The sequence below is a fragment of the Prochlorococcus sp. MIT 0701 genome (genome assembly GCF_000760295.1).
Taxonomy (GTDB): domain Bacteria; phylum Cyanobacteriota; class Cyanobacteriia; order PCC-6307; family Cyanobiaceae; genus Prochlorococcus.
Genome location: NZ_JNBA01000005.1, coordinates 1 through 21,860 on the forward strand (window position 1 = coordinate 1; position 21,860 = coordinate 21,860).

16 protein-coding genes and 1 pseudogene are annotated in these 21,860 nt (G+C 47.1%); 9 read left to right on the forward strand and 8 right to left on the reverse strand.

Features of this window, described 5'->3' with window-relative positions; all coding sequences use genetic code 11:
• Window positions 1–251 precede the first annotated feature (251 nt).
• Window positions 252–449 (forward strand): annotated as a pseudogene (locus tag EV12_RS14475) (Nif11-like leader peptide family natural product precursor); the annotation flags it as partial.
• 896 nt (window positions 450–1,345) lie between these two features.
• Here EV12_RS14475 and EV12_RS00820 read toward each other — a convergent pair.
• Window positions 1,346–2,488: a hypothetical protein gene (locus EV12_RS00820; protein ID WP_036910871.1), complete on the reverse strand. Its 1,143-nt coding sequence runs from the start codon at window positions 2,486–2,488 to the stop codon at window positions 1,346–1,348.
• Window positions 2,489–3,096: 608 nt separating this feature from the next.
• On the opposite strand from EV12_RS00820, the gene EV12_RS00825 reads away from it, so the two are divergent.
• Window positions 3,097–4,158, forward strand: coding sequence for a hypothetical protein (locus EV12_RS00825; protein ID WP_152562972.1), 1,062 nt, complete (start codon window positions 3,097–3,099; stop codon window positions 4,156–4,158).
• A gap of 169 nt (window positions 4,159–4,327) precedes the next feature.
• Here EV12_RS00825 and EV12_RS00830 read toward each other — a convergent pair whose 3' ends face one another.
• A complete protein-coding gene (locus EV12_RS00830) occupies window positions 4,328–5,935 on the reverse strand; it encodes a tyrosine-type recombinase/integrase (protein ID WP_036910874.1) in 1,608 nt (535 codons plus the stop codon).
• Between the two features lie 181 nt (window positions 5,936–6,116).
• On the opposite strand from EV12_RS00830, the gene EV12_RS00835 reads away from it, so the two are divergent.
• A complete protein-coding gene (locus EV12_RS00835; protein ID WP_036910876.1) occupies window positions 6,117–7,364 on the forward strand; it encodes an ABC transporter ATP-binding protein in 1,248 nt (415 codons plus the stop codon).
• Here EV12_RS00835 and EV12_RS00840 read toward each other — a convergent pair.
• From EV12_RS00840 to EV12_RS00850, 3 genes are read right to left on the reverse strand one after another with little or no spacing between them, the layout of a single operon-like run.
• Entirely contained in the window at window positions 7,361–9,778 is a 2,418-nt protein-coding gene (locus EV12_RS00840) for an endonuclease MutS2 (protein WP_413314965.1), read from the reverse strand. The genes EV12_RS00835 and EV12_RS00840 overlap by 4 nt on opposite strands.
• A gap of 40 nt (window positions 9,779–9,818) precedes the next feature.
• Window positions 9,819–10,820 (reverse strand): porphobilinogen synthase, encoded by a 1,002-nt coding sequence (hemB, locus tag EV12_RS00845; RefSeq protein WP_011825065.1) that lies wholly within the window; start codon window positions 10,818–10,820, stop codon window positions 9,819–9,821.
• A gap of 38 nt (window positions 10,821–10,858) precedes the next feature.
• Complete coding sequence (locus tag EV12_RS00850; RefSeq protein WP_036910879.1) at window positions 10,859–11,818, reverse strand: DnaJ C-terminal domain-containing protein; 960 nt, start codon at window positions 11,816–11,818, stop codon at window positions 10,859–10,861.
• 71 nt (window positions 11,819–11,889) lie between these two features.
• On the opposite strand from EV12_RS00850, the gene EV12_RS00855 reads away from it, so the two are divergent.
• Complete coding sequence (locus EV12_RS00855; protein WP_036910881.1) at window positions 11,890–12,405, forward strand: hypothetical protein; 516 nt, start codon at window positions 11,890–11,892, stop codon at window positions 12,403–12,405.
• A 165-nt stretch (window positions 12,406–12,570) separates the two neighbouring features.
• Window positions 12,571–13,203 carry an FAD-dependent thymidylate synthase gene (thyX, locus tag EV12_RS00860; protein ID WP_036910882.1) on the forward strand — a complete coding sequence of 211 codons (633 nt, stop codon included), beginning with the start codon at window positions 12,571–12,573 and terminating at the stop codon, window positions 13,201–13,203.
• A 231-nt stretch (window positions 13,204–13,434) separates the two neighbouring features.
• Here the strand turns inward: thyX and EV12_RS00865 are convergent, their stop codons facing one another.
• A complete protein-coding gene (locus tag EV12_RS00865; RefSeq protein ID WP_036910884.1) occupies window positions 13,435–14,388 on the reverse strand; it encodes an NAD(P)/FAD-dependent oxidoreductase in 954 nt (317 codons plus the stop codon).
• 288 nt (window positions 14,389–14,676) lie between these two features.
• On the opposite strand from EV12_RS00865, the gene EV12_RS00870 reads away from it, so the two are divergent.
• From EV12_RS00870 to EV12_RS00890, 4 genes are all read left to right on the forward strand, one after another.
• On the forward strand, window positions 14,677–15,015 hold the full coding sequence (locus EV12_RS00870; RefSeq protein ID WP_036910885.1) for a hypothetical protein: 339 nt from the start codon (window positions 14,677–14,679) through the stop codon (window positions 15,013–15,015).
• A gap of 173 nt (window positions 15,016–15,188) precedes the next feature.
• Window positions 15,189–16,574, forward strand: a complete 1,386-nt coding sequence (locus tag EV12_RS00875) for a sodium/glutamate symporter (protein ID WP_036910887.1) — start codon at window positions 15,189–15,191, stop codon at window positions 16,572–16,574.
• Window positions 16,575–17,246: 672 nt separating this feature from the next.
• Window positions 17,247–17,855 (forward strand): pentapeptide repeat-containing protein, encoded by a 609-nt coding sequence (locus tag EV12_RS00880; RefSeq protein WP_036910889.1) that lies wholly within the window; start codon window positions 17,247–17,249, stop codon window positions 17,853–17,855.
• A 427-nt stretch (window positions 17,856–18,282) separates the two neighbouring features.
• Window positions 18,283–19,587, forward strand: a complete 1,305-nt coding sequence (locus EV12_RS00890; RefSeq protein ID WP_081939916.1) for a lipase/acyltransferase domain-containing protein — start codon at window positions 18,283–18,285, stop codon at window positions 19,585–19,587.
• 765 nt (window positions 19,588–20,352) lie between these two features.
• On the opposite strand, the gene EV12_RS00895 is transcribed toward EV12_RS00890, so the two are convergent.
• Both EV12_RS00895 and EV12_RS00905 read right to left on the reverse strand, forming a co-directional pair.
• The gene (locus tag EV12_RS00895) at window positions 20,353–21,144 is read right to left on the reverse strand and encodes a metallophosphoesterase (RefSeq protein WP_036910894.1); all 792 of its coding nucleotides are present in this window, start codon (window positions 21,142–21,144) and stop codon (window positions 20,353–20,355) included.
• A 202-nt stretch (window positions 21,145–21,346) separates the two neighbouring features.
• The gene (locus EV12_RS00905; RefSeq protein WP_241466576.1) at window positions 21,347–21,697 is read right to left on the reverse strand and encodes a transthyretin; all 351 of its coding nucleotides are present in this window, start codon (window positions 21,695–21,697) and stop codon (window positions 21,347–21,349) included.
• Between the last annotated feature and the right edge of the window lie 163 nt (window positions 21,698–21,860).

The following is a 21,860-nucleotide window of genomic DNA, read 5'->3' on the forward strand; positions in this document are numbered from 1 at the left end:
ATAAGCCTAACCCAGCCTACACACTCAAAGCCCCTGATAATGCAGGGGCTTTTTATTTCTTCAACGACTTCCCTATTCGCTTAAAACGCCATCCGATACCTGGCACCATTGACTTGCACATAGTGAATTAATATTAGAGAGCATCCTTAACCAATCAATATCACATTGGCTCGTCAAATCTATAAATTATATTGATAACAATAGACAGAAATAAAGGGCGATGGTATAATAATAAAAGCCACTAAAAGTAAGTGTCAGAAGAACAACTCAAGGCTTTCATCGCCAAAGTTCAAGCCGATCCTTCATTACAGGAACAACTCAAAGCAGAAGGTGCTGATGTTGTTGCTATTGCTAAAGCTGCTGGGTTCTCTATTACAACAGAAGACTTAAAAGCAGATCATCAACTGACTGAAGAAGAGCTGGAATCTGTGGCTGGGGCGACTGGTGGGGGGTGCGACGTGACCAATCAATCGATGCTGCCTGGAAAAGAGCATGCGACGTGGGACATGGGCATAGCTGCCTGCCTGCCATGCAATCAAATCGGCCTAATAAGCACTGAGATACCGAGAGGAGCTCGAAGGAGCTCATGATCCTGTAACTGCCGCCTTCAGCCTACACACTCAAAGCCCTTGCATTAGCAGGGGCCTTTTTATTTCTTCAATCACCTCCCTATTCGCTTAAAACGACATCCGATACCTATAAAGAACTATCAATGTTCTTCTTACCATCTACTAGCTGTGGATTCCTTTCCCTACTAGTTTGATCTAAGAAATGGCAGACCTGGCTCCACCCTAACCAGACCTGCCAAAAGCACTAACACCCCAAAGGGTATTAGTGGTAATTCTTTTAAAGACATTCATACCATTGGTCTATCAGTTAACGCTGTAACTTTAGACATACTTAGTTACTACTCCCAACGCAACACGGAGCGGAACGAAGTGGAGCGAAGTCTAAGTTAACCATTATGTCTTCTTTACTACTTCATTGGAGTGGTTAGATAGAAGTGTTTAGAAGATGGATGTTCACTCACTTCGTTCGTTCACCAATCCATAGACTAATGTATCTATCAGTAGTTTTGTGTCGTTAGAACAAGTTCTAGTCTACGTAGTAGATATGTCTGCCTTAGGTAATACTCTCTCAATAACTCAACATCATCTGTGTCTAAATTATCAGAGAGCTTGTCGTCTACAAATTTAATTCGAGAGAGTAATGACCTGCATATCCGTTCTTTAGCTTCTGTGTAGCTATTCATTTGTGTCGATAGTAAAAGGGTTTGTTCACCAAGTCCTATCCCTCTATATATAGTAGGGAGGTAGGGCTATATATCCAGTAATTGCAGTCAGTTTCAGCTGAGTTCGTTTTCGTCGTCTAGATAGTTGGGGTCTAGCTGATTTATCAGGTCCGAACAACTCTCTCGTAGAACATCATCTTCGTTAGTTTTGCTGTCTTTTGGTTTGTTCTCAGCTCTACCTTTAACAAAGCTATCTAGTATTCGTTCATCTCTAGTTAACTTGTCTTCTCGTAATTTGTTTACTTGCTCCACTGTCCTTGATCTTTGCGTCTTAGATTCTTCTATACTTCGCTCTCTAGATGCTTCTTGATCATCTACCTCCCCTTTGATTAGTTTAAGAAGGTCAGCCCTACTTAATTTTAATATCCGTTGTGCTTCCCGCTTGTCCTCATAATGTGTATCAACAGCCATCTTCCAGCTAAAGTCATATACCAGCATTCTCGCTAATATCTCCCTTTCCCAATTAGAGAGCATATTCAGAGTTAACAGGTGATGTCTGGCCAAGTAATAATCAATCCTATCTTTCAAATCTCGCCCTAACCACTTCCATGCTGGGTAAAAGTAGGAGTTCTCTACAGGCAAGGTCCCACCTTCTTCATCGAGACATACCCTTATCTGCTTCTCGATGTCTATTGCCTCTTTTAACTTGGCAACCTTTGGATTAGGTGGAGCTCCTTTGTTTTCTTTACTCCATTTGTCGGCAATATCATCATTAGATTTCATTCTACATTTATGTATCCGATCTATTGTTCCATTTCGAAAAGACTTCTCCAACCATATTATTGCCAGCCTTACTACTTCTTTCTCTGATAGGTCCAGCTCAGTAGCTAGTTCTAATAGTGCTTTCTTTTCACTATTAGGGAGGGCAACTGTAAGGGTTCTATCTCGTGCTGTATGGCCTCTTTCTTTTGAATCACGCCTTGCATACCTAACAGCAGGTTCGACAGCATCACAGCCTCTTCTAACTGCTTCATAGAACGATATGCGTAGAGCATCCCTACGCTCACATTGAAGTGTGTTGATTATTCCTTCCAGCATTTGTTCTTCTTGCTTGGATAGAATTGTCTTTAGTCTGAACTTACACTCCTTCCTTGATTTAATTATTGGATGTTCTGATGAATCAAATCGATATTGTCTGATTGGGAAGTAGTCTTTGGACTTGCTATGTAGGTTGTATTTTGAATTAGGTTCCTTCATTGGTTGTTATTGCTTTTGTTATTGGCCTTTGTATGCCCTTCAGCCACGTCCTTGATGTGCTTTGGTGGGATTGATCCTTGAGGTGGTTTAAGGACGATTACAGAGCCTTCTAGGGGCCTATGGCGACTGTATATGCATATCGTAGCTATCAATTGAACATAATCAATAGCTAATCATACTTGTTTCATCCATCCACAAAAAAATACCAGCCTTACGACTGGTAAGTAATCTCAGAATAGAAACCCGAATGAAGAAGTAGCAATCAAGACGTACGTCAATGCTTGTTTCTCCTCCTGTAGAGCTTGTATCAACTTAGCTTTACTTGTAAGCTGTTCATCTTGCAGTGAGATAAATTCTTTCGCTGCTTCGATAATTGCTGCCAATCATGATCATCTCACACTGATTGGCTGGGACAAATTGTTGCAAACCCTTGATTATAGAAAATTTTGCAGTACAATTATAATATGAATTTGGAAGCCGAGAGTAAAATGAAAAATGTTGATTTGAAATGTTTTTTGAGTATTGGTAAATAGGAAGTGAATCACATTGCTAAACAGTTGGGAATTATTTGGCGTCATCAGCATAGGTTCATAGTTGGCTTTTTTTGCTTGTCTCTGACGATATTCTTTGTTGCGACTTATGTGAATCAAGGTCAACCTCAGGACCTCCACTTTAATGAAAGGGTTGAGTCTCTCGACCCTCAAGATGTGTCAAAGGATGCGCTTAAGGTAACTACAGGATTATATTTGAATCAGATTTATGATTATGATCCATCCTCGGAATCATTCGCTGCAGATGGCTGGTTATGGATGAAGTGGCAGGGTGATTTAGATGGAAATGGACAATTTCGTGGCCCTCCAATAAATACTTTGGATTTTATGAATCAAATTGTTCCGGGCGCCACCTCAGAGAACTTCTCTCTTAGCGAAGAAGCTGATGACTGGAAATGGCAGGGAAGACGTTTTGCCTCAAGGTTTGTAATTGATGATATTGATTATAGTAACTTTCCATTTGAGACAATAAATTTAGAGATCCAAATCGGAACAGATGATAAGATTTTAAGGGATTTTGTCCTTTTAGGAGACAATAGTCAGTCTTTTGTGTCAAATAAGTTAGGCATTCCAGGCTATCAATTTAAAGAAATTGTTTTAGAGAATAAGAAGATAATCTTTTCGAAACAATTTGGGCATGAGTTTGGTGTTGATGTACCAGAAGACTTTGAAGACTTTTATAGGTATTCACAAGTTAATGCGATTTTAGCTTTTCAGCGGATCGTCTCTTCTTCGCTTGCTAGCTTATTTATCCCCTTGATAGCCGCTCTTTTTGTTTGTGTAATTTCATTGTTTATTGATATCAAAGTATCTATTCCTAAGATTACACTGCCAGCATCTATTCTCCTTATTCTCGCAGTCCAGCAGGATCGATGGCGGCAAATGCTCCCTGAATCAATTGACTACTTAACGTATATGGATAAGATCTATTTAATCTCCTATATAATAACTGTAATGGTATTTGTCGAGTCTTTGTTGTCAGCAAATCGATATGTCAATTCTTCAGAAGATAGCAAACCACTGGTTGCTCTAAAGATAGCTGCACGAGAGCGTAGGCTTGCTTCAATACTGCTTTGTATAATTTTAAGCTTTCCATTTCTTCTTTGGAAGATTCAATAAAGAATGAAAGATAGGCTGAAGATAATAAACACATCATTGGGAAGGCTTTACCAGTCTATTTTGATCTACAAAATCTTGAAAAGACCCTAACAAGTTGCATATCTGCTTGCATCTAAGGGTATTTGTGTATAGGTGGCAGTTATGAGTGTGAATTAAACTCTCAGCTTATTTAGTTCTTGATGCATTTTTGCTTTGATCGTCTATTGGTTACTACTTTTTCGGTTATATAATTAATATCGTCTTCCTCTATAACTTCAGGTTTATTCAATACAAATCCAGTTCTCTTGATATGGTCTTGCGCTTTGGTTATCACATCTGCTTGTTGCTCAACCTCGATATGTCCATAGGTTTGTTCGATTTTCTGAATTGATGTGCCCATTTGTTTAGCCAATAAGTGTATTGGTACATCTCCGTATCTCAACCGCCAACAAGCGTACTGATGGCGAAAACTATATAAAGTGACTGATTTACCTTCTCGATCTAATTCCTCCTGTAGACCACTAGCCTTTAGTACTTCATTAAGCCTGATAGCAAATACATCTCTTGAATAAGGTTTGCGTTCTTCTACTTCACCTCTAATCCTTTGATAGCTTATGAAGAGAACATCAGTTGGTTCATGAGTAATTCCCAGTTTTCTATATGAGTCAACTACTCTTTGAATTCTTTTCTTCACAGGCGCTACGCAAACCCTTGCTCTACCTGTCTTTGAATTCTCCTTACATACCTTCATCAGTAAGTCTGTTTCTCTTCTCTTTGTATCCCAATTTGGATTATCAGTTATCTCATACATCCTGATTCCGAGAAGTTCCTTTGGCCGAAATCCAACATTGGACAAAATGAATATGAACTCTTTCCAAATCTTTCTTATTTCAAGTTGTTCTGAAGTACGCTCGGGATTGTGCTTCTTGGTGATATATGTGAATTGTATATATCTCCATAACCTTTCGTACTGTTCTTCACTTAGGATATCGCGCTTATAACCATCATCTTTCTGTGTTCTTAAGAAATCGATCTCTGGGGCTTGAGAAGTACAGATATATTTATCCCTTACGGCCAGTTCCTTATACATTCTTTTTATCTCACTGATATTTCCATTAATTAGCTGGAGATTGCGAGGTTTGTTTTTATATGCCTGCTTAGGTTTGTTTTTTAGGTAAGTTCCAAAATCTCTTGTTCTATGCGGTTCTATCCTATCAATAGCTGTATTTAACAGGCCAAGAGAATCAATATACTCTTTCCAATGCCTTATATGCTGGAAAATTACCTTGTATCTACCCTCCGTAATGCCTTCATGTGGAATTTTAGTGATTTGTGCTTTGACTTTCTCATCCCATAGTTTAATAAGCTCAATAGTATTAATTGATTTTAGCCTTTCTCCTCTATCAATCTTACCTTTGATCTCGACATAGAGCAGTCTGGCTCTTGTGATGGCTTGAGTCTTATCAGTAGTTTTTAAAGCTCGTCGGACAGGTTTATGTGATTTAGCATCCCAGAGACTAAAATACCAATTCTTTCGTACATGATCTGCTCGTGTATAGATAAAAGCCTCATGATCTTCGTAGATCAAAGTTTTATCAATATAATATGAGTCCGATATCGGCTCCTTTTCCTTATTAACCCTAAGTTTTTTGGCATGATCAATTGCTTCTAAAGCAATTTGCAGATCACCTGCTTCATATCCAGCGTTTTGTAGAACGACATCCAGCAAGTTGAGTGCCTCCTCTTTTCGGGGACGCTCTAGGGATTTTGATCCATGAATTACTTGGTCAGGACTCATTCGGGGATGAATCAGGGACGTCCCCAAATCTTAACCTAATTCTCAAGAATTACTGGTATGACTGGCCCTGAGAGGAAATGATGCACAATTCCTTTATGCGTGCCTGATCTATGAACTGCAGTGCAGGCACCCAGCTTGTCCAAGCTCCAACCCTAGGATCAACCTGATTGGGGAACTGTGGGTGGCCGGCGTTCGCTTCAAGGCTCTCAACAAGACCTACCCAAGCAGGCGGAATGAACCCTCTGTCGAGGTCATTCGTCAACTGAATCTACAAATCAACGATGGTGAATTCCTTGTGCTGGTGGGCCCCTCAGGCTGCGGTAAAAGCACACTACTGAGGCTGATCGCGGGCCTCGAAGCCCCTACCAGCGGAGAGATCTACGTCGGCAAACAACCTGTCTCCCAGTTGCGACCTGCCCAAAGGGACGTTGCGATGGTGTTCCAAAGCTACGCGCTTTATCCCCACTTAAGTGTGCGCGACAACCTGGCCTTCGGCCTACGGCGCAGTCAGCAGCGATCTCTAGGCCAACTCCTGCAAGACCAACTCCATCGCAATACCCGCAACTTGCCTCCACTTCTGCAGGTTTCATCTATACGAGAGCAGCGAATCGAGGCCCGCACAAGAGAAGTTGCTGAAGTCCTGGAACTTCAACCACTGCTCAATCGCCAACCCAAAGAACTCTCTGGCGGTCAAAAACAACGTGTTGCTCTAGGCCGGGCAATGGCGAGACAGCCGTCCGTATTCCTGATGGACGAACCACTCAGCAACTTGGACGCAAAACTGCGCAACAGCACGCGCACTCAAATCGTTGACCTCCAGCGTCAACTTGGCACCACCACCATCTATGTCACCCACGACCAAGTCGAGGCGATGACGATGGGTCATCGGATTGCGGTACTGAATCAAGGGCAGCTACAGCAATTGGGCACGCCAATCGAGCTCTATCAATGGCCATCAAACCTTTTTGTTGCGCAGTTCATCGGCAGTCCGCCCATGAACGTACTTCCAGTCTTTGTTGGCCCAGCCAATACGCTCCTACTAGGCGATCGTCGCCTAGCGGTTGAAGGACCAATGGCCGAAGCGCTGCTGCATCTGGAAGAGGGGCAACCGCTCAGCGCTGGTCTTCGACCGGAGCATTTGCGCGTAGCTCCTTCCACCAACCGCAATCTCGCGGCAATCGTGAGTCATCTGGAAGTCTTAGGCAATGAACAACTGATCACCTGCAAACTTGTTGACGGGAACCATCTCGTTCAAGTGAGGGCCTCGCCCGAGCTCTCGCTCAGCGCTGGAAGCAACCTGCATCTAGAGGCAGACCCTCGAGGCTGGCGACTGTTTGGTGCCGACGGAGAAGCCATCGCAATGACAGCTCAAGACAACACTGAACAAGACCCAAACGACCGCAAACTCCACTTGCCCATTCTGGGCTAATGCAGCCAAATCACACTGCAACCGGCTCCACCATCACCCTGATCGGCATCGTTTACGCGTTCCACATAAGGAACGGTCTCAAGCCACTGGCGGAGCCCTCGCTTGAGTTTGCCGCTCCCGATGCCATGAATGACCCATATGGGACCAGTGCTACTGCGCAAGTGCTCCTCAACGGCAACCTCGGCTTCATGCACCCGCAGTCCGCGAACATCCACGGTGTTGCGGGTCGTGCGTACCTCTGCACCACGGCCCAGACCTGAACGGACCTTCACCTTCACCACCAACTCTGGAGGACTTGGCTTGAGGCCATCAAGGCTTTCCACCCCTGACAGCTCCACAGTGCTGCGCATCACTCCACAACGCACTGTCAGTTGTTTGCCATCGTCAGAGATAGCAATCACTTCTGCGGCCTTACCAAGGGCCAACAGCCGAATGCGCTCTCCTACTTCAGGACGCCAGCCAATCTGCTGTTTGCGTTGAGGCTGAATCCGATGGTCAGCCTGAATGCGACGCAAGCGTTGACCCGCACGTCGTGCGGACTCACCATCGGCACGACCCTCGCGCAACCGGCGAATCAACTGACGGACTTCCTTCTGCCCCTCTCGAATGGAGCTCTCCAGTTTCTGACGGCCTTGTTCCTGCAAATCTGCAGACTGCTTGCGCTGCTTCTGCCAGCGACTGAGAAGCTCCTCATGGAGTAATTCCGTACGTGCCAGCAGAGCCGCGGCATCTTCAGCAGCTGCCTGTTGAAGGCTGCGTTGCTCTTCAAGACCACGGATCACCTCATTCACCTCTCCATCACCACAAGGTCCAAGCAGCTCTTGGGCCTGAGCAATCACTGCGTCGTCTAGGCCAAGCCGCATCGCGATGCTGAGGGCATTACTGCGACCAGGGATTCCCCATTGCAGTCGATAGGTGGGCAACATCGTCTCGCCATCAAAGGCCACAGAAGCGTTTTCAAAGCGAGAATCGCCGTATTTGAGGGCCTTGAGTTTGCCGAAATGAGTTGTCGCGATGGTCAGGCGAGCCCGGTCGGCAAGCGTGCGCAGCAGGGCTGTGGCCAGGGCCGTCCCTTCACTCGGATCAGTACCCGCCCCGACCTCATCAAGAAGCACCAACGCTGGGCCTGGCCCCTCGATCAAGGCTTCAAGAATGCGGCCAATGCGCTTCACATGGCCACTAAAGGTGGAGAGATTCTGTTGTAGTGACTGTTCATCACCGATATCAGCAAGCACCTGTGCACACCAGGGCATTGATGGACTCCCTGTGCAAGGCAACAAGAGACCCGCCCGAGCCATCAGCAAGGCCAGGCCAACACTCTTAAGCGTGACAGTCTTTCCACCGGTATTGGGTCCTGTAATCGCGACCACTTTCAGCGTGGAGGAGACCTCAACGCTGATCGGCACCACAGCTTCCCCATGCTCACGGCGATGTTGCCAAACCAGCAAGGGATGTCGCAGCTCCTGAAGGCTGAAAGGAGCTGCAGCCTCGGCATGCAACGTAGGGGGGACCCCGCCAAGCCATTGACCATAACGGCCACGAGCTAGAGCTAAGTCGAGTTGAAGCAGAACATCCCCCAGGCGCCCAATCGATACGCCGGACTCAGCCACCGCCGCACTCAACTCCGCCAAGACGAGCTGCTGCTGCTCTCGGATACGACCATCCAATTCAGCAAGACGATTACTCAGAGTGATCACGACCTGAGGCTCAACAAAGACTGTGCTGCCAGATGCTGAGCTGTCGTGGACCAGGCCAGGGAGTTGAGACACTGCAGCGGCCTTCACCGCTAGCACTGGCCGGCCATGGCGATCTGCGATCACAGTGTCATGCAGCATGGCCGCATGACGCCTGATCACCTCCTGTAGGCAATCACGACGTTCCTGACGCAAACCTTGCCACTGTCGTCGCAAGCCAGCGAGCTTGGAGCTGACGCGATCAGCCACCCGACCACCCTCTTCCAATGCAAATTTGAGTCGCCGTTCCAGCTCGGGCATCGTTGCGACATCCAGCAACAGCGCCGAGATCGTGGGACGAAGCTCTGGATCATTAATCTGGCGGCGCAAGCGGCGCGCTGCTGCAAGGGTGTCGGCAACAGCTAAAAGCTCTTCGCCAGAAGCCACACCACCTTTTGTACAGCGAGCCAGGATATTGCCAAGGTCATGGACACCCTGAAAGCTGAGGCCTCCATCAATCAGGCCATCCAAAGCACCTATCTCAAGAGTTTCTGCCAAGCGCAAACGGCTGTCAGACAAATCAGCAGGCAGTGACAAAGTCTGGCAATGACGACGGCCCTGCAAGGTGCTGGCAAATCCAGCGAGGTGTTCACATAAGCGTGGCCATTCAAGCTGCTTGAGTGTGTCTTGAAAGGCAAGCGAAGCAGTCGAGACCTCAGAGCTCATGACTACAGCGCTCATTTCAACGCTGTTGCGCCCCACTGAACTTGAAAGAATCCAATCATCCCTGCCGTAACCAAGCGGCTGCATCACAAGCGTGGTAAGTGAGGATCAAATCGGCACCAGCTCGCTTGAAACTCAACAAGGTTTCTAGGACCACCGCCCGCTCATCGAGCCAACCCCTTTCAGCAGCAGCCTTCACCATCGAATACTCGCCACTCACGTTGTAAGCAGCGATGGGTAACTCCGATTCTTCGCTTAAACGATGAATGATGTCGAGATAGGCCAGGCCAGGCTTCACCATGAGAATGTCTGCACCCTCCTGCTCATCGAGTTGAGCCTCAGTAATGGCCTCACGAGCATTGGCTGGATCCATTTGATACGTGCTCTTGTCTTTAGGGATTGGCTTGCCACCAGCCACCCGCGGGGCTGAATCAAGCGCCTCGCGAAACGGGCCGTAGTACGCCGAAGAGTATTTCGCTGTATAGCTGATGATCCCCACATGCTCAAAACCCTCGTCGTCAAGAGCTTCACGGATGGCGCCGACGCGGCCATCCATCATGTCGCTTGGTCCAATCAGGTCAGCACCAGCACGAGCCTGAACTACAGCCTGACGACAGAGTTGTTCAATCGTCTCGTCGTTAAGCACCACACCCTCGGCGCTAACGATGCCGTCATGACCATCACAGGAATAGGGGTCCAAAGCCACATCGGTCATCACTGTCATTTCCGGCAGCTCATGCTTGAGCTGCGTGATGGCCCGCGGAATCAACCCATGCTCACTGAAACATTCCGCCCCATCTTCAGTTTTGAGGCCCTCAGCGACTTTCGGGAAAAGCACCACACAACGAATGCCCAGACCCCAGGCCCGTTGAACTTCTCCCATTAAGCGATCCAGGCTCCAGCGATTGGTTCCTGGCATGGCACCGATAGGCTCCACATCAGCTCCCTCATGGACAAACAAGGGATAGATAAAATCAGCAGCTGTGAGGCTGTGCTCCCGCACCATGGAACGCAGGGCAGGAGTACGACGCAGGCGACGAGGGCGATAAGTGAGATCCATCAAAACCGCATAACAATGTCGTGAGAGTAAGTCTCGCCTCAGAGTCGAGCCATCTGAAGCCAGGACTGACGGGGGTCAGTGCTGCGGGACTGCTGCAACCGTTTCAACAACTCCAGCTCATCGGCAGACCATTCAGACGGTAACTTCAGGTTGAGGGTCAAGAGCAAATCACCGCGCCCCCCAGGCGAAGGCCAACCTTTGCCTTTAAGCCGCAGACTGCGCCCTGGCGAGGTTCCTGCAGGAATGGTCACCTGAGCTTCCCCATCAGGAGTCACCACAGTCGCCGTACCCCCCAGTGCAAACTCATCGAGCGCAACGGGCAAATCGGCCCGCAGCTGATCACCATCCAACCGCCATAAGGGATGCGTTTGTACATCAATATTGAGGAAAAGATCACCCCGCCGGCCAGTTCCAGGCTGAAGATTGCCCTTTCCCTTGAGGCGTAAGCGCGAACCAGGTTTAATGCCCTGCGGAATGCGCACCTGCACTCGCTCTTCATTAACAGAAAGGGTGCGTTCTGTACCGCGAAACGCTTCAGCAAAACTCACCTTCAAAGTGGCTTCGGCATCAAGATTCACCGGAGCACGAGAGCTCCCTCTAGGGAAGCCTGCGCCACCAGGGAAACCAGCGCCAAAACCAGCAGCAGCTTGAGGCCCACCAAAACGGCCCAAAAGGTCATTAATGAAGTCGTCAAAGTTCCCATAACGACCAAAGTCAACTTCAAAACCAGCCCCGGCAGGACCTCCACCACCCATGCCACTGGCCTGATTCCAATAGCGGCCAAACTGCTCATATTTACTGCGTTTATCCGGATCGGACAGCACCTCATATGCCTCACTCACCTCCTTGAACTTCGCCTCAGCTGTGGAATCACCGGGATTCACATCAGGGTGGTACTGGCGCGCCAGCTTGCGGAATGCTCGCTTGATGTCATCGCTATCGGCGTTGCGCTCAACTCCGAGAACCTTGAAATAATCCCGGTAGCCGCTGCCGGCCATGGCGTTGATTCGGCCCGAGGCCCTACATCTGTTCAGTGTCCCAGTTTCGCTGTAACCCTGAGGCTTGCTAGATGGAGGGAAGCCCGAACGACTGGGGAGTGCTTAAGTTTGCCAAACCCCACTCTTCAGCTTCCATGGTTCGGCCACACATCCTCCGAGGCAACCATGGCCTGAAGTTATGGCTGTCCCTACTCACAGCGATGGGGCTGAGTATCTCACTGCAAGCTGCCAAAACCCGAGCAGGCGATGGCGCTGGAACCCTAGGGGAGCCTCTCAAAACATCAACCAGCGAACAACTGACCTTGGTTCGTCATCTCAACACCATCGGAGCCGTGTTCTACGGCTCCTGGAGCTGTCCAGCTTGTTTCTTCCAAAAAAACCTGTTCGGCCAGAAGGCGAGCACGATGCTGAACTATGTGGAATGTGGCAAACCGAAACAGCTACCTGAACAATCAGCAGCCTGCGTAAAAGCCGAGATTCATGCCTATCCCACCTGGATCCTTGAAGACGGACAGCGACGTGAAGGGGTGCAGTCGATCGAGGAGCTAGCAATCTGGACCGAGATGCCAAGCAGCACAGAACCCTGAATCTTCTTTCAAAACTGCTAAGAAGAATTTGTGCTATTCGATCATTGCAAAAACATGAACGCTACCAAGTAGAAAAGAAAGACAGCAGGGATGAAGACATCTATAGTCATCACTCCAAAAAATAATCACAAATCCAAGTTATTCAATCTCCCAATCATCAGATCCATGAACACCGTATCCTTAATCTCCGTAACACCCAAGGCAGAAGAGATCATTGCTTACTGTGCGAGAGTATCTAATCCTCAAAATCAAGACAATCCTGATAGCGAAAAGCTTATCCGCTATCTGATCAAACATTCTCACTGGAGTCCCTTCGAGATGGCCCATGTGGTTATGGAAATAGGAACAACCCGAGCAATAGCAGCGCAAATCCTCAGACATCGAAGCTTCTCTTTTCAAGAATTTAGTCAGCGCTATGCTGATGTCTCAACAATGGCCTTCGCAAAGGCGCCTTCACTACGCAGGCAAGATACAAAAAATAGGCAAAGCAGCATCGACGATCTTGATCAAGAGACAGTATCAAAACTGAGTTCAAAAGCGAACTTATTGTTTGAACAAAGTCGCGACCTATACCAAGAGATGCTTGCAGCAGGTGTAGCAAAAGAATGCGCAAGAGAAGTTCTTCCACTAGCCACTCCCACGAAAATCTATATGGCAGGGAGTGTTAGATCTTGGCTTCATTATATCGACCTGCGCTCCGCACATGGCACCCAAAAAGAACACCAAAACGTTGCCATCAAGTGCAGAGAAATCCTCACAAAAGAGATGCCATCCGTATGCAATGCAATGTGGCCTTGAAAATAAAATATTAAACCCAGGATTCATCTAGCCAGAATTGCCAGAGCTCTAATTCAACCTTTAGCCAGTATGCAAATCAATTAGATTAATCCCCTGAAGGCTTACTACTTATGCATCTTACTCTACACAAAAACTTATCCTTCAAACTCTAAAGTTAATCTCCTGATCGAATAATTCATCAGCAGTGAAAAAAGATCCGCAAGACAAGGTCTGGTCGACGCTGCGTCCTCACTAATGCACCCAATCAACCCGAATCCCCTTACGGCTATTAAGGAATCGATCGATCGCCATTGCAGCGATACAACCGTCTGATGCGGCTACCACCGCCTGCTTAAACGGGGTGTTACGAATATCACCAATAGCCCATACCCCGTCCACAGTTGTGGCCATGAAGTCATCTACCACGACGCCACCATCCTCTTTAAAAGCCACCTGATCACCTAAGAAATCAGTGATCGGCTTAGAGCCACTCATGTAAACAAACACACCTTCCACGGCCAAGTCCTGCTCTGTCTCCTGAGTCCGATTTTTCAACTTGATGCCAGTCACGCCAGCATCATCTCCCTCAATCAACATCAATCTTGTGCGGCTCCAGTGTTGAACATTTGGCTGAGTCATCAACGCTTGCGCGTGCACGTCATCTTCCTTGGGGTCACTCGTTGTAAGCCAATGCACTGTCGAAGCGAACTTGGTCAGCACCTGTCCTTCCTCAACTGCCTCTTTGTTTGCCCCAACAACAGCCACCTCACGTCCTTTATAGAAGGCACCATCACAGGTGGCGCAATAGCTGACGCCGCGGCCAAGGTACTCAGCCTCTCCCTTGAATGATGCTGGGCGCCCCAAAGCGCCAGTCGCTACAACCAGTGCCCTTGCCTTAAAAGTACCTTCCGGGGTATACACCGTCTTCCATTCACCATTCACGTCCACACCAAAAACCTGGGCACGGCGATAATCACTGCCAAAGGAAACGGCCTGCTCGCGCATCAAAGCCAGTAGAGCTTCGCCACTCATCTCACTGGAAACGCCTGGATAATTAGCGATCTGATGGGTAATCGCCAAGGCGCCTACATCAGGATTCTTATCAAGGATGACTGTCTTCAAATCGGCACGCGATGTGTAAAGCGCGCAGCTGCAACCAGCTGGGCCACCACCCACGATCACCACGTCGGCTTCGATTGTTTCCAAGAGGCAAAGGTCTCCAGCAGGGTTTCAAAGCTGCTCTGAACAGCTCATCAGCTTCAGATCAGGATGCGCCGTTCTGACAACAATCCCAAAAGCCATCCCAACCCTACTGAGTTCAACAGGTGATCTGTCTTGAAAGAAATGCCTGTTCTTTGAGCAATGCCATACCCAATCACTGGATTGGGAGCTTGCAAGTCGATAGACCCTCAAGCGCTTCGCGATACCCTCCCCTTACTCATTTCCCCAGCTTGGCCTATGAGAATCGGAACAAACACACCGAGATGACAACTGATGAGCACTCCACCTAACGATCGTCAAACAGCTACGCGAATTGAGATCTCACTTCAGGAGGAGGTATTGGGTTGCCTCGATGACTATTGCGATGTTTACGCTATAGACAGGAGCATGGCCATCGGACATCTGCTGCAGGGCGCCCTGCATAGTGCTCTACCTGACCCTGATTGGTTAAAAGAAGACAAGCCACTCACTGCAAACGCCTCAGCAAACAGCGCGGATTCAGCATCGAGAACTAGCCCAGCGGCAACAAGCACGGCAACACCAATGGCTCCCCGCAATGAAGCACTCGCCGCCAATCCACTCATACAAAAGCGACACAACACTCAAACCTGAGCAGGCAAAAGCTCTCGATTCAAGCCATGCAAGCCAACAAGGAGCGATGAAAATACAACCCTTTGCATACGACAGTCATGGCTTTCACGATGGCGAAATACATATAGAAGTTCTCCAGAAGACAAAACACCATCTGAAGCGCTGCTTTGATCTAACGCCACTAGACGGCTCTCATGGTTAACGGCTTACAAAGCCTCCTCCATGCCACCCAGCCAACCAGTGTGTGGCTGGCCATGAGTCTGCTGACTCTGCTGGCTTTGTTGCTGAGTTTGGGGCGAAGGTTGGAGCCTGCCCTGCGGCTGGAGCGGCTAGGCCTTCCTATTGCCCTGTTGGCCGGCACAGCAGGCCTGCTGCTGGGGCCCTATGGCCCCCTACCCCTGCTGCCACTGAGCGTAACGGACATCTGGACTGAAGTCCCAACTGCGCTGCTTACCCTGGTCTTCGCCACCTTGATGATCGGCCGCCCCCTCCCACAAGCTCAAGGCTTATGGGAGCCTGTGGCATCCCAGGCCATGCTGGGAATGATGCTCGGTTTTGGTCAATACCTAGTGGGGGGACTAGCGGTCCTACTGGTGTTGATTCCCCTGTTGGGGGTTGATCCGCTCATGGGCTGCCTGATTGAAGTGGGTTTTGAGGGCGGCCATGGGGCAGCGGCCGTTATGGGTGAAAGCTTTCGCGAACTCGGCTTCCCTGGTGGCCAAGATCTTGGCCTCGCGATGGCAACAGTGGGCCTGCTCACATCAACCCTTCTGGGCAGTGTCCTGGTGATTTTCGGCCGTTGGCGTGGATGGGTTGCCCCCCATGGCCCCACAGAAATCGGAGACACAGGAGCTGTTGAAGAAGAAACGAGTTTTGGCCAACAACTTCGCCTGCTGGCAGTAAATCTTGGCCTGGCTGGAGCCGCTGTGGCTTGCGGCGTGTTGATGCTTGAAGGCTTGCGATTATTGGGCCCTTGGCTGGGGGAGTTCTACCGTCAAGTGATTCACGTCTTCCCAGTCTTCCCTCTTGCACTAGGGGGTTCACTACTGATCCGACTAGCCCTGGAAGTATCAGGCCAAACTCAATGGGTATCGCAGTTATTGCAGCGTGAAATCGGCATCCTGGCCACCGACCTGCTGATCACCACCGCAATGGCAAGCCTGAATCTGCCACTGCTGCGACACGACTGGCTTCCGCTAACTGTGTTGTCTGTGACAGGGCTGGCCTGGAATCTATTGATCATGCTCTTTGTGGCCAGGTTCACACTGCGAGAGGAATGGTTCGAGCGCTCGATCACCGAGTTCGGACAGGCCACTGGAGTAGCTGCGAGTGGCCTTTTGCTGCTACGACTAGCCGATCCCCGCAACCTCACAAAAACCTTACCTGTATTTTCGATCAAACAATTGATCCTGCAACCAATTCTCTCTGGTGGGGTTATAACCGTTGTAGCCCCTCTAGCAGTAACTCGGTTGGGCCTACTTGGCTGGACAGAACTTTGCGGAATTCTTACAGTTATATGTATCGGACTAGCGGTAATCATCAACATCACCTCATCATCAGAATCAACAGAAGCTGCGTGAACAGCGATGATAGACCTATGCACGTTTGCTATCAATATTTTGACAAGATCTGCTTATTGCCATACCACCACGGAGTAAAAGCCCATAAAGCAGTGAGCTAGAGATTCATTGCTGTCAAAAAAGAAGTCTCTCAACGATTCACAAGGCCATCGACATGAAGATGGAGGATAACTTCTATAAGAAAGAACACGATATGGATAATATCTCGAATGCCTCTAACACAGATGAGTCGTATCTTAAGAACAATGGATTTACAACTGCAAGGAGGATCACTTCCCACTATTAAAGGTAACTCTTTAGAATAAAAAAACTTTATCCAGGAATTACCTAAGGCAATCAAATGCGATCAGGGGCAATTTTGGAGAACTAGCTTTCCAATGGCATGACTTTTTGCGAAAGGGGAATAATTAAAAAAAATTTGGCAATGCATAGAAAAGCACCAATGGTTGCTCACTGGTAGGAAAAAACATTTAAGCTACAAGGAGAGAAAGGAATGGCCATCTAAAGTACCTATCAAATCAGACAATGAGCAGTGACTAGACCAGATATAAGAAGTAGCAAGTGTCACCTTAGACCGTAGATATATTACGTTAAACTGGTAACTTGAATACAGCCATTATTTGAAGCCAATGAGATATTAATAGAGGCCAGATAGTTCTACGATGCAAGCCAATGTGGAAGATTAAGTCTTCAGTCCTGCGATCTCTACTACTGGGGATACTCATCCCAATTGCCGCTTCTATTTATCTGACCCTGCCATTGGCAGCAGATGCCACTTATCCAAGTATGTGGGAAAATGACCAGGGCGGAGCTGATCCATCGATGCTAGAGAATAGGAAGAACCTAGAGGCTCTAAGCAAAAAGTATCCATTTCTCGAGCCAATTGAAGATGGCAAACCCTTAACAGCAGAATTTGTGAAGTATGATCTTGCTGGCTTTGATTTAAGCGAGGCTGATCTGCGTGGATCTACATTCAGCGTAACGACTCTGAAGAATGCCAATCTTCACGGTGCAAACTTAGAGGATGTCCTGGCATACGCCACTCGCTTTGACAACGCAGACCTCTCAGAAAGTATCCTACGAAACGCAAATCTAAGGAAAAGTGAATTCGCCGGAGCTTTAATAGATGGAGCAGATTTCACTAACGCCATGCTGGACAGACAAGAACAAAAAGCTCTCTGTGCAAGAGCCAAAGGTAAAAATTCCAAAACTGGAGTGGATACATATACCAGCCTTGATTGCTCTGGAATCTCAGAGCGATTTATTCCCGCAGGCAGATAGATGGACGATTGGCATAATCATTAATCAAAACAAATAGCCTTGTCAAAGATGACTAACTTGAACAACACTTAAAAGAAAAACTTTTGTTTATATTATATTCATCAAGAATAAGTTGTTGCAAGGCAAGACCTCTGTCAAATAAAAGGCTATTGATGGGCATGGTCAAGCCTCTCAGAGCTAATGCAAACTTGACCGACATCGAACGTATTTCCAAAGATCTTTTTTCTAAACCATTCAAATAGAATCGCAAACATAAAAGATACCAGACAGCAATTTTTCTTTGATAAGATGGAAGCGTTGATAAAAGATTAGCTTTGATCTTCTCTTGCATGAATCGATTGATAATTATGTCTACAACCTGCCAAAGCAGGACTGATAGCCACACTGAGAAACCCAAAACCAAGATTTTCCTTAAAATAAGATCATCATGATGATGCTCAAGGCTGGAGGAATGATCCTGCTCGCAGCAGTTTTTACATACAGCCATAACTCAAGAACAATGGCCAAAGAGAATATACCTCCCTTAATATTTGCTCCAGGGTATGGGATGAGTGCTCTTCGCATTCAGGTTAATAAAAGAGATGGGGCCTCCGAGAAGTTTAATTTTCTTTTACCTGCGTTTATACAAAAAAATAGCCTTCCAGCACCAGCAAAAAATGCTCTTGATTATGCAATTCTTAGCGGCCTAAAGAAGAGAGACAAAACAAAGGTACGAGACTGGCTGAAACTCAATATCGGAAGTAATGGACAAGTAAGTAACAATAAAACGGTCAATATTAACCCAATTTCGGTTGGTATTGACATTGAATCCGAGTGTCCTCGCTACTCGAAAATGGCAAGAAAATTGCAGACGTATGGCTGGATATCAAATCGAGATCTATTTTGTCTTCCTTATGACTATAGATACCCACCAGGGGCCAATAGTTTCCGGCCAAATCTAATCAAGCTGGTTGAGAGAGTCTATAAACACACCAATGGTAAAAAAGTCATTCTTGCTTGTCATAGTCAAGGTTGCTTGATGGCATACCATGCATTACGCACCATTGAAAAGGATTGGATAAGAAATCATATACAGCTCTTCTTTGCATTTGCAGGTCAGTTCTCGGGCTGCAGTGATTGCCTACGTTGGGCATTTCAGAAACAATGGAGCTGGGATGGGGAAAGCAGATCATCATCACCCTCGGATATGAGCTGGGCTGGCGAACTTGCCTTAGATCTACAACCAAGTGTATACGCAAACAATGTACTCTACAGGAACGGGGCTAAAGAATACCTTGCAAAGGATACACGTCAATTACTCAAAGATGTAGGGGCGATATCAATGTTACGTGCAACAGACTACTATGCTTTAAGCAATCAAAATTGGTTTCGCAAAGGGGAGATAGATCATCTGCCTCTACCTATCAGGAGTCGTTTTATTTATGGCAATGGGATACCAACTACGATTGGGTTTGATTACCAATCAATTTCCCATCATGATGGCCAATGCGTAAAACCAAGTTGTGCAGGATTTTTAAATAGTGAAAGTCCTAATCAGATACAAGCAGATGGAGACGGTGGTGATAGTAAATGGATGAATGAAGCCCCTATGAGATGGACGAGTAATCCAGCATGTGAGATGCGTGTATTACCTGATGTTGGCCACATGGAGATCATTGAAAATGACGAAGCAATTGCTCATCTAGCCAAATCTACAATGGAGTTGGCTGCTATTGATCCATGCTCAGATTAAAATGCTTTGCGCAATACTATCAATGGAATTAAGCAAAGAGTAGCTCTAATCTTCATCAGGATTTTGAAAATTAAATAAACCGCCTAGGGAAAAATTATTTGTTAAGACTGCTCCCGCATATGCTTGCGTTCATGACTACTAATCGCATCAATCTAGCGAACTTAACTCTTGGGGTGCCTGAGCATCATCGTCTAAATACATAACATTATCTTTCGTAATTGAACAAGCGAAAAACACAGGCATATCGCAAGATGCAAAAAGCTCACAGGTTCAAATAAAATGCTTCCCTTTAAAAGTAGTTAAAATCTGCAATGCCTAAGGGGTAAGGGTGGCAACATTGCTAAAGAGTGCTTAAGAGTGATTCTTTTTGAGGGTGCAACGTGTTGAGTTTACGCTGCTTGGCAAATTAATCTTCCAAACTCTGGTACATATAATGCAAATCAGACTGGGCAACACTAAAAAGAGAAAGCTGGGCATCCCATTTTAAGAGAGCAGAAGATAGAGTTTCAATCATTGATATACAGTCTGACGGCAAGCCGTCAGGCACGCTTGTTAAAAAACCTTCAGCCACAGCTCACTTTCACTTAAGCAAGTTTCTTTTTGCATGAGTTAGAGCATATAGACAAGCACTTGGGTTGGCCGATAGGGCCCATAGATCACAAGTTTAATCCCTTCAGCGATAAACATATGATAAGTTGAGGATTATTTGATGTCTTGGAAAGATATAAATCAAGTCAAAATAGAAGGGCATCGAATCTGGTCTGGTTATCGACCAACATCACCCTGATCAAGATCGGGATATGACCATCGCAGAAGCTTTTCAAAAAGGTTTCCGCTTTCATCCAACTCAATCAAACGCCCACCAGGTTCATCTTCTCGACCCAGAAAGCATGGTTGTACAGCCTTAAAACTGCAAAGAGTGGAAGGACAGCCAAGCACCAACACATCTGTACGCCCAGGTAATACCCCTTGCCAGTGCTGATGGATATGACCAAATACCACAGCCCTTAACTCTTGTACAGGAGTGAGTAGCTTGATCAACGCCTCACCCTCCACTAGACCAATGGCATCCAACCAGGAAGAGCCAATCGGCAAGGGTGGATGATGCAACGCCACCACTAATGGCCTGCCAAATTGCTCAATATCTGACAAGCGCGAATCGAGCCATTGCAGCTGTGATTCACCAAGTTGACCTGCTGTTCGACCTGAGACATGGCTACTAAGAAGAATCAGACGAACACCATCAACATTCAAATCTGCTGGGGCTGTAAAGGCATGGCGTCCAAGAGCCGCCTTGATGAACAAAGGGTTGTCATGGTTGCCAGGAAGAACAGCAACCTTTATTGATGGAGCCAGATTCTGCAATTCATGACGCAATAAAACATACCCACACCAGCTCTCATCATGACAAAGATCACCAGTAATCAAAAGCAGATCCGGGGAATGAGACGCTCCCTGTTGCAACGCAAACTGCAAATTTAAAAGCGGGTTTTGACCTCGTACCAATCGATGATTAAAGGCAACAAGATGAGGATCACTAAGCTGCACTAAGCGCATTTCTGGTGGAGCGGATCTACGCAGAGGTTTTGTATTGGAGGCTATCCCCCTTGTTCAAGCATGCAAAACAAACCATAAGCTGTGGTTTCTGCCTATGCATAAAAAACTTACGTAAAATACTTGAAGCTACTATCAGGTAGAAAGCAAGGTTTACTGAAGATCCTTGGACGTCTAAGTCGTCAGCCATAACCTGGCTCTGCATTTAATGAGCTGGAGTGAATCGGGCAACTGATGGTGGACTTACCTTAAGGCGATACTGCCAGATATGCCTGCAAGCATCGAAGGCAAGGATGACTAGTGTGACCATAAGCGCCAGGAGCTGGATCAGAAACAGACGGAGCGGGCTATGCAGGTATCGCCAGTAGAAGATGCCAAAGGTGCGGCCTATCGCATAGCTGCCTCTCACCATCAAGACCATCAGGCTCTTCAGGCTTGAAAGCAAAGCGAAGTCAGCAACAAGTGTCATGACCACCTTTGACATGAAGACCATGCCAAGCGTGACTATCAGAGCTGTTGAAAGTTGAGTGAGATGAATCATGGGTAGTGCCCTCATGTTCATCTTATTCCAGAACGGCTGCGGAAGAGAAAATAAGCCAGTTAGGCGGTTCTTCTAAGGGCGTGTACTGCTGTGTGGGCTCAGTCGCTTTCCAAAACCCGCCTTAAGTGCTTTTTATTGAGCTAACAATGGCTTATTCACAGTTCAAGGCCTAGGCTGA